Source organism: Pirellulales bacterium (genome assembly GCA_019694455.1).
Taxonomy (GTDB): Bacteria; Planctomycetota; Planctomycetia; order Pirellulales; family JAEUIK01; genus JAIBBY01.
In genome coordinates this window covers 1-9,111 of the sequence record JAIBBY010000093.1, presented here as the reverse complement: position 1 = coordinate 9,111, position 9,111 = coordinate 1, and the positions used below count along the sequence as shown (strand labels likewise).

At 62.9% G+C, this 9,111-nt stretch carries 5 protein-coding genes and 1 pseudogene; 1 reads left to right on the top strand and 5 read right to left on the bottom strand.

What is annotated here, in order from left to right:
* A partial coding sequence (locus K1X71_20450) for a PAS domain S-box protein (GenBank protein ID MBX7075519.1) occupies window positions 1-1,148 on the bottom strand: 1,148 nt, incomplete at its 3' end.
* Between the two features lie 259 nt (window positions 1,149-1,407).
* On the opposite strand from K1X71_20450, the gene K1X71_20445 reads away from it, so the two are divergent.
* Window positions 1,408-6,492 (top strand): c-type cytochrome, encoded by a 5,085-nt coding sequence (locus tag K1X71_20445; GenBank protein ID MBX7075518.1) that lies wholly within the window; start codon window positions 1,408-1,410, stop codon window positions 6,490-6,492.
* A gap of 9 nt (window positions 6,493-6,501) precedes the next feature.
* On the opposite strand, the gene pyrF is transcribed toward K1X71_20445, so the two are convergent.
* From pyrF to K1X71_20425, 4 genes and pseudogenes are all read right to left on the bottom strand, one after another.
* Window positions 6,502-7,419 carry an orotidine-5'-phosphate decarboxylase gene (gene pyrF / locus K1X71_20440; GenBank protein MBX7075517.1) on the bottom strand — a complete coding sequence of 306 codons (918 nt, stop codon included), beginning with the start codon at window positions 7,417-7,419 and terminating at the stop codon, window positions 6,502-6,504.
* 360 nt (window positions 7,420-7,779) lie between these two features.
* Window positions 7,780-8,115 (bottom strand): type II toxin-antitoxin system VapC family toxin, encoded by a 336-nt coding sequence (locus K1X71_20435; protein MBX7075516.1) that lies wholly within the window; start codon window positions 8,113-8,115, stop codon window positions 7,780-7,782.
* Window positions 8,116-8,376 (bottom strand): annotated as a pseudogene (locus K1X71_20430) (antitoxin family protein). It abuts the gene before it with no gap.
* Between the two features lie 104 nt (window positions 8,377-8,480).
* On the bottom strand, window positions 8,481-9,059 hold the full coding sequence (locus tag K1X71_20425; protein ID MBX7075515.1) for a hypothetical protein: 579 nt from the start codon (window positions 9,057-9,059) through the stop codon (window positions 8,481-8,483).
* Between the last annotated feature and the right edge of the window lie 52 nt (window positions 9,060-9,111).

Here is a 9,111-nt window from a genome sequence, read left to right as displayed (position 1 = left end):
TGCGGCCGCGCTTGCGAAAAATCGGGCACCTGCGCCAGCGCGCACATCATGAACGGCATGTTCTCAACGACCGCCCGCATCCGCGCTTCGCTGTCGCGCAGCGCTTGCACCGAGCCGGTGCGATCGAGTGTGCCGGCGATCATTTCGGTCACCATCTTGATGAGCTGTAGTGTGTCGGCCGACCATTCGCGCTCGCCGGTGGAACCCAGGCTGAGAAAACCAATCGGCTTGCCGCCACACGCTAGCGCCACGGAGGCAAACGCCTGCACCGGCGCGTCGCTCGCCCAACGTATGTACTCGCGCGCCTCGGGCGGGAGCTGCGCCACCGACGAAATGGTCATCGGCTCCCCTTCGAGCACGCGCGCAGTGAGCGACGACGACTCCGCCTCCGAGAGGTCGCGCGACAGCGCCGGATGCTCGCTCTCGGGCGTGTCAAAGGTCGTCCAGCGAAACCGACGTGTGATGCGCGCGCCGTCGGCGTCGAGCAGCCAAATCGACGCCGATTGAACCTGGATAAACTCACCGAGCGCGGTCAGCGCTTCCTGCACTCCCTCGTTCACGTTGTCAGGCGTGAGCCCAATGAAGCGGCGCGACAATTGGGCCACAAGCTGCTCGAACTTGACCTGCGACTTGAGCGCCCGCTCTGCCAAATGGCGTTTGGTGATATCAACGCCCGTTAGCACCACGCACGGCGGCAGTCCGGGAGACCGTTCGAGCACGTTGCTGGACCAATGGATGTAGTGCCGCACTCCGTCGCGCTCAATCGAAATTCGCTCCAACTCGGGTAGCAGCACACCGCTGGTCATCCCCTCAAATGCCAGCCGCGCATGTTCTTCCATGCCGGCGACGGCGAACAGATCCCAAATAAAGCGCCCAGCGACTTCACTTGCAACCAGCCCAGACACCTCCTCGCAGGCATGGTTGAACAACAAAATGCGGCCATCCATGTCCAGGATCAACACCAACGTCTCGACCGAGTCGATCACTCGGCCGATCAGGTCGGTATGCTCGTCGGTCGCCGCCAATTGCTCCGCTGCGGAGGCCATCCGCCGCTCGCTGGCTGCCGCCACGGCGCGCAGCGCGCAAACTTCGCGTTCCAATTCCGCCAAACGAAGATCGCGCGCGTCGGCTCCCGCCTGTGAGATCACGAGCCGTTCCCCCTCATTGGCATGGTGCGGTTCACGAAGGAAATTCTAGCCCGTCCAAGGGGGGGAGTCATCTGTTGTGAACGGCGGCCAATTCACCGTTCCGCCGCGTCAACCACGCGCCCGGTTGCGCAGCCGCCATAAGCTGCCTAAAATGGCTCGATCGCCGTTGTCTTACCTTGGCCACGTGAGTGGGCGTCTGATGAAGTCTTTCTTGACTTACTTGTTGGTACTTCGCCTCGCGCCGTGTTGTTTCTGCCTCATGGCGATATTTGGCCAAATTGAGGCGCGGGCAGCGTCTCCTCCGGCGGGCGATCGCTTTTCGCATCTCGATCGGGTCGATCCCTACCACCCCGGTCTGGAATCCGCGCGGTTGACGACTCCGCAATGGGTGGGCGAAGCCGGGGTTGAAGCCGTGGTGGTGCTCGCCATCGACGACATGCGCGGGCACGAGAAGTGGGAAGCTTTTTTGCGTCCCATCCTGGACCGGCTCAAGCAGATCGACGGCCGCGCCGCGCTAAGCATCATGACCTGCCAAATCGAACCAAACCAACCGCATCTGCAACAGTGGCTGCAGGAGGGCGTGAGTCTGGAGTGCCACACGGTCGATCATCCGTGCCCACTACTCAAAGGGGGCGACTTCGCCAAGGCCAAGAGCACCTACGATCGCTGTGTCGATCTGTTGGCGAGCGTGCCGAATCAACGCCCCGTGGCGTTCCGTATGCCGTGTTGCGATTCGCAAAATACCGTCAGCCCGAGGTTCTTTACGGAAATTTTTTCCCAGCGCACGCCGGCGGGGGCGTTCTTGGAACTGGACAGTTCCGTATTTCAGATCTTCACAGCGGACGATCCCGCCCTCGCGCGAGAGCTGACCACGGCGGCCGACGGCGCCGAGCGATTTCGCAAGTATCTGCCGTTTCCCTCGTTTGTGAACACCATCGAAAACTATCCCTATCCCTATGTCATTGGCGGCAACTGCTGGGAGTTTCCTTGCATGGTCCCCAGCGATTGGGAGGCGCAGAACATCCTCAAGCCGGCCAATCCACAGGCGCTGGCCGACATGCAAGCCGCGCTCGACGCCACCGTGGCGAAGCACGGTGTGATGAACTTCGTGTTTCATCCCTACGGATGGATTCATCAGCAGCAAGTGGTCCAACTGGTCGATTACGCTCACAAGACATACGGCCCACGCGTCAAGTTTCTCAACTTTCGCGAATGCGCGGAACGGCTCGCTCAGTATTTGACTTCCGGACAGCCGTTGCGCGCGGCCGATGGCAAATTCAATGGCGTGACCATCGTCGATCTCAACGACGATGGCTACCAAGATGTGGTCATCGGCAACAACCAACTTCAGCACACGCGCCTCTGGCGTCCCGACCAGCGCCAATGGCAGGAATTCGAGTTTCCCTTCGATCTGCAAACGCATGGACCAGCGCGTTGGGGCGTGGTCGACGGCCGGCCAATCGTATTGGTCACGATCGACGGCCAGCCACGGGCCTGGCAGTTCGCCGACGATCAATGGCAAGACGTGTCAGCCCCGTTTGCCGCGATCTCGCAGCACGGCAAACCATTGCAAATCGCCAGCGACCGACGCGACGCCGGCGTTCGTTTTCGCGATCTGGACCGTGACGGTTGCAGCGAGTTGATTATCGCCAACCAGGCGCGGCAAGAAGTGCTGCGCTGGACTGCGGCCAAGGCCGATCAACCTGCGCACTGGGCGCCACAACCGTGCGGCTGGCCTGAAAACGTGGTGTTGGTCGACGCTCAGGGTTGCGACGCTGGCGTGCGACTGGTCGATCTCGATGACGATCAACTGCTCGACTTGGTCGTCTCCAACGAGCAGGGTTATGCCGTGCATCGCTTTGCCGGATTCGACCAACCTTGGCAGGTCGTGCTCGCCGAGTCGCGCCCCGAGGGAAAACGCATTCCGTCGTTTGTCCGCGATGGAACCAATAACGGCGCGTGGACGCATTCGCGCCATTTCTGGTGGCAGAACGAAGACACCGATCGGCTGCCCGATTTGGTCGATCGAGTGGCTTTCAACGATTTGCTGGACGGCGTTGAATCGGCCGCGCGAGCGCCGGCCGCGGCGCTGGCGGCACTAGATGTTCGGCCCGGTTTCCGTGTCGAGCAAATGGCCGCCGAGCCCGCCGTGGCCGACCCCATCGCCTTCGATTGGGGACCCGATGGCGACCTGTGGGTCGTTGAGATGGCCGACTACCCGGATGGCGTCGATGGAAAGCCCGCCGGCCGCGTGCGCCATCTGGTCGATACCGATGGCGACGGCCGCTACGACCGGGCCACGACGCTCGTCGACCAACTGCGGTATCCGACTAGCGTGATGAGTTGGCGCGACGGTGTGCTGGTGCTGGCGCCCCCGGACCTGTTCTTTGCCAAGGACACCAATGGCGATGGCGCGGCCGACCAACGTGAGACGTTGTTCACCGGCTTTGCCGAGGGCAATCCGCAGCATCAGGCGAACGGATTGACTTGGGGGCTCGACAACTGGATCTACGGCGCCAACGGCGACAGCGGCGGCAAGATTCGCTCGATCAAGACGGGAGAAGAAGTCTCCATTGGCGGGCGCGATTTTCGCTTGCGCCCCGACGATGGCGAGGTCGAGTCGATCGAAGGCTACACCCAATTCAACCGCAATCGCGACGACTGGGGCAACTGGTTCGGCAACAACAACAGCAATCCCATGTGGCAATACGTGCTCAGCGATCATTATCTGAGCCGCAACCCGCACCTGGCGCCGCCCGATGGCAAGGTTGCGGTGAGCGAGCAGCCTGGCGCCGCGCCCGTCTTTCCGCGCAGCCGGCTATTGGAGCGATTCAACGATCCGCACACGGCCAATCACTTCACTTCGGCCTGTGGCACAAACATCTATCGCGACGAGTTGCTTGGCCCCGGTTTCGCCGGCAACGCCTTTGTCTGCGAGCCGGTTCATAACCTGGTCCATCGAGAGATCATGCGCCGCGACGGATTGATCGCTGCCAGTCGTCGCGCCGACGATGAACAGCGGAGCGAATTTCTGGCGTCGACCGACAATTGGTTTCGCCCCACCACCGTGCGCACCGGTCCCGACGGCGCGCTCTGGATCGCCGACATGTATCGCGCGGTCATCGAGCACACCGAATGGATTCCCGATTCGATGGAGGAGCGCATCGACGTGCGCGGCGGCGCCGACGAGGGACGCGTCTATCGTGTGCTGCCGGTCGGCGTCGTGCCCCGGCCCATGCCAAAGCTATCGCACGCGACGTCTGGCGAACTGGTCGCTCAACTCGAAAGTCCGAACGGCTGGGTGCGCGATAAAGCGCAGCAGATCCTGGTCGAACGCAAGGCGACCGATGCGGCCGCCCTGCTGGAGACGATGGTTCAATCGGGCGGCCGCGCAACGGCCCGCTTGCACGCGCTTTGCGCATTGGACGGACTGGGTACCGTCCGCCCCGATATCCTCATGAGCGCCCTGGCCGATAGCGAAGGTGGCGTGCGCCGACATGCGGTGCGCATCGCCGAACCGTACTTCGCCGCCTCGCCGCCGCTACAAGCCGCGATATTGAAATTGGTCGAAGATCCCGATCCGCAGGTGCGCTTGCAGTTGGCGTATTCTTTGGGCCAGTGGGAAGGCGTGGCGGCGGGGAAGGCGCTGGGGCGTCTGGCCGTGCGCGATGCCGGTGACTCTTGGATATTGGCTGCCGCCATGAGTTCCGCCGTGCCACATTTGGAATCGATCGTCGCGGTTGTGTCGCAAGCGAAAGAGGCCGCTGCCGGACAGTCGGAATTGATCTCGCAACTTTTGACTCTCGCCGCCGCGACCCACCGCGAGGACACGATCGTTTCGCTAATCCCGGTGATTCGCCGCGACGACCAGGGACGCTATAGCGCCTGGCAACTCGGCGCGTTGGGAGAACTTTTGGACCTCTTGGACCGCCGAGAGACGACCCTCGCCAAGTTCCGAGCATCGGCTTCGCCGCCGCTGCAAGCTGAGATCGACGGATTGGCGCCACTGTTCGCGTTTGCCCGCGCCACGGCCGGCGATGCTTCGGCCGCGCTCGACGACCGGTTGGCCGCGGTTCGCCTGCTAGGGCGCGGTTTGACGGACCAGGAAGCCGACGCGGTGGTGTTAGCAGAACGACTTGCTCCGGGCGAAAATGAAGCGGTGCGCGCCGCCGCCATCGCGAATCTAGGCGGTCAAAGCGGCGAACAGGTCCCGCGCGTGCTGCTCGATGCCTGGCGCGGCTACACGCCCCAATCTCGCGGCGAAGCGCTCGACGTTCTCTTGTCTCGCGAACCGTGGGCCGCGGCGCTGCTCGACGCCATCGATGCTGGCCGCGTGCCCCCCAGCGAAATCGACATCACGCGCCGCCAGCAGTTGACCGCCGGTCGCGCCGGCGCCTTGCGCGACCGCGCGCGTAAGATCTTCGATCAGGCCAGCGGCGATCGCGCGGCGGTCGTGGCGCGTTATCTCGCCGAAATGCCCGCTGGCGACCCTGCCCGCGGCGAACCGCTGTTCGTCAAAAGTTGCTCCGTCTGCCATCGCTTCAAAGACAACGGCTTCGCCATCGGGCCCGATCTGTCGGCGCTCACCGAAAAGGCGCCCGAGGCGCTCGCCATCGCCATCCTCGACCCCAATCGAGCGATCGAAGCCCGGTTTATCAATTACGCCGCCACCACCACCAGCGGCCTTGCCCATGCGGGCATTCTGGCCATGGAATCGGGCAATAGCCTGACGCTCCTGGCGCAAGAAAACAAACAGCAAACCATCTTGCGGACCGAGCTGGAAGCGTTGGAAAGCACGGGCAAATCCTTGATGCCCGAGGGCTTTGAAAAGGATCTCGCGCCGCAGCAATTGGCCGACGTGATCGCGTATCTGCGGCAAAACGTGACGCGCCCCAAGGAGTTGCCGGGCAACCAGCCAGTGGTCGTAGTTCCCGAGGCGCTGCGCGGCTTCCTGTTTTGTTTGCCGGGTAATGCCGAGGTGTACGGCGCCAGTCTGCGGATCGAGGAAGCGCACGGCAATTTGGGTTGGTGGGCCGGCGAAGACGATCATGTAACCTGGACCATCGACGTGCCGCGCGACATGGAGTATTCAGTGCATCTCGATATTGCTTGCGACGACGCCTCGGCCGGAAACCAATGGCTGCTGGAATGCGCGGGGCAACGAATCACCGCAACGGTCCAGAGCACCGGCGGGTGGGAAAAGTACCACCGCGTCCATGTTGGTTCATTGCGATTGAAGAAGGGTCAGCACCGGCTCGGTCTGCGCTCCAACGGGCCGATTCAGGGCGCAATGTTCGATCTTCGCTCCATTACGCTGATCCCCTTCGCGGGTCTGTCTCCATAGGACCGCCGGTCACAGACGGCCAGCGGTGGTCTTGTCGCGCAATTGATCGATCATGTCGCGCGTGGCCGCTTCCACGGCCCGTTGCCAATCGGCCGGCCCGAAGCGGTCGCGATACGGGGCGCGCACGTGGGCAAAGATGATTCCCCGTGAGTTGTTAATCACGGCGCCCAACCCTTGTGCGTCGAAACCGGGCGCCACATCGTCCGCCGTGGCGCCTTGGCTGCCATAGCCGGGCACCAGCAACCACGAGTGTGGCATGACCGCGCGCAACTCGGCCAGTTGCTCCTTGTAGGTCGCGCCGACCACCGCGCCCGCCAGGCCGTAGCCCGACATCGCCAGAGTTTCTTCCGCCAACCGTTCGACATATTCAGCCACATGCCGATAGAGCGGTCGTCCATCGCTGGCCAGGTCCTGGAATTGACCACCCCCCGGATTCGACGTCTTGACCAGGATGAACAGGCCAGCGTCGCGCTCCGCGGCGACTGTCACAAACGGTCGCAGACTGTCGTCCCCCAGGTAAGGGCTCACGGTCAAGGCGTCGCCCGCTAGGGGACGCTCGTCGCCGGGGCCCAGGTAGGCGTCGGCATACGCCGTGGCCGTCGATCCAATGTCGTTACGCTTGGCGTCAACGATCACCAACAGCCCCGCGCGGCGCGCATCGGCGATCACCTCCGCCAACGCGGCCACGCCGGCCGGCCCAAGTTGCTCGAAAAACGCCGCTTGCGGCTTCACCGCGGGAACCAGCGGCGCCACCACATCGATCACCGCTTGGCAAAAGCGAACGTAACTTTTGGCTCGATCGGCCGGGTTGTCTTCGCCGCGCAGCCCCGCTGGCAATTGCTCCCAGCGTGGATCGAGTCCTACCACCACAGGATTGCGAAAGCGCCGCACAGCGGCGGCCAAACGATCGGCAAAGGGGCTTGGCATATCGACTTGCAAATGAGTGCGGATCGTCAGCGCGCCGGCTCGACGCGAGCGGCGCTGCCTGCTGCACTAGCGTAACCGACTGGCGTCGCTTCGCTAGGCTCGATTTGAGGGACTGGCTGGCTTCTCTAAAAAGTGGTCCAAATGCGTATGCGAGTTTCCGGCATTCTCAGGGGCCAGAAATTTCACTAGGAAATCAGGCAGCACTGGCCGGACTAGATCATTGGCAAGCTGAGCGAGTCAGCCCGCTTCGGGATTCAGGACCGCGAGGCCCACCTTTGTCGCGATCACTGCCAAGCTCTTGTCGGCGGTGACGAAGTGGTCGAGACGGCCTCGCCTTCGCATGTGCAGGGAGGCTGCCAACTACAAAGCATCCAGCGTGCGAAGCGATTCGGCAAGCGCATGAGTGCGGAGCAATTGCACGGCCTCGGAATAGACGGCGGCCGTCATGGCTACTACCCGGAATTGCCGCTGCTTCCCATCCGCCAGAAACCGCTTGCGCAGCAGCGAAAAATCCGCTTCCGCGATCTCCTGGCGACGAACTTTGATGGCAAAGACGGAATGCATCTCGACCACGATCAGCCGAGAGATGAGACACAGATTCCCTGGCTCGGAGAGTATGGCATCGACTTGTTCGGCGTCTATTTCCGCGCAGTAGCGCTTCGCGATTGCACTGGAGCCGAAGAGAAAGGCAGGCATCTAGCGCAAATCACGCTCTTCGCGGAACGAATCAACCAGCGGCGCGCGAATCTTGGCCAGCGCGCGCCGAACTTGCTCGACGGTCACCGATTCATCCGCGCCTGCGTCGGCTTCCGTGAGGAATTCGCGATCGACCCAATCTTCCTCGTCCACAATCGGCGGGCGTACCGTGACACTAACTCGCTGGTGATTGGCGAGCGTAAGCGGAGAGAGAGGTTTTAGCACCCCGTCTTCATAGATGGCGTCAATGTGCTGTTCCATATTCCTAGTTTACGTCTATCCGAACTCCACAGTCGAGCTATTCGTGAGCCGTCGACGGAGGAGCGTGGGGCCTGTAAATAACACGAACCTCCATTGGGGCAATACTACGCCGGCTCGCTCGCTGGCGATGCATCCGCCGTGGCCACACCGTCGTCCTCGGTGGACACACCTGCTTCGTGGGCGGCCACGCCTTCCTGGTCCGTCGCCGGCTGCGCGGCGTATTGCGCCATACGCGACTGAAACGCGACCAGCGCCGCGTTGCCGAGGGCGACCTTTGCTAAATCGAAAAGCTGATGCAAGCCCGCCTGGGTCCAGGTGGCGCGCTGCTCGGCATCCGTACCATTGCTTTCGGCCGACCGGGTCGCGGCTCGCAGTTGTTCGGCCAGATGTTGAAAATGCTCCTTGGCCGTCTCGTCGCGCCGCGGCGTCAGCGCCGCCGCGGCCGCAAAGCCCGCCGCCGCCGCGATGCCCACCGCCGCCCAAGGATGCTCGCGCGTCCAGAGTCGCGGATCGGCGGCCGAGGCCGCGCTCTGCTTCAGATCGTCGAGGGCGGCGAACATCGCGTCACGCGCCTCACGACTTTCTTGGGCCGCAAGCTGGGCGCTGGTCTGCGGCTTAGCGGTCGTGCCCGGCGCCGACTTCACGTCCATAGCGGCTGCGGAAGTCTTCTCTGTGTCGCTCATATTTGTCGGCCAATCTTTGCTGCGAGGTATGCGTCATCCGCCGAAGCCCAAA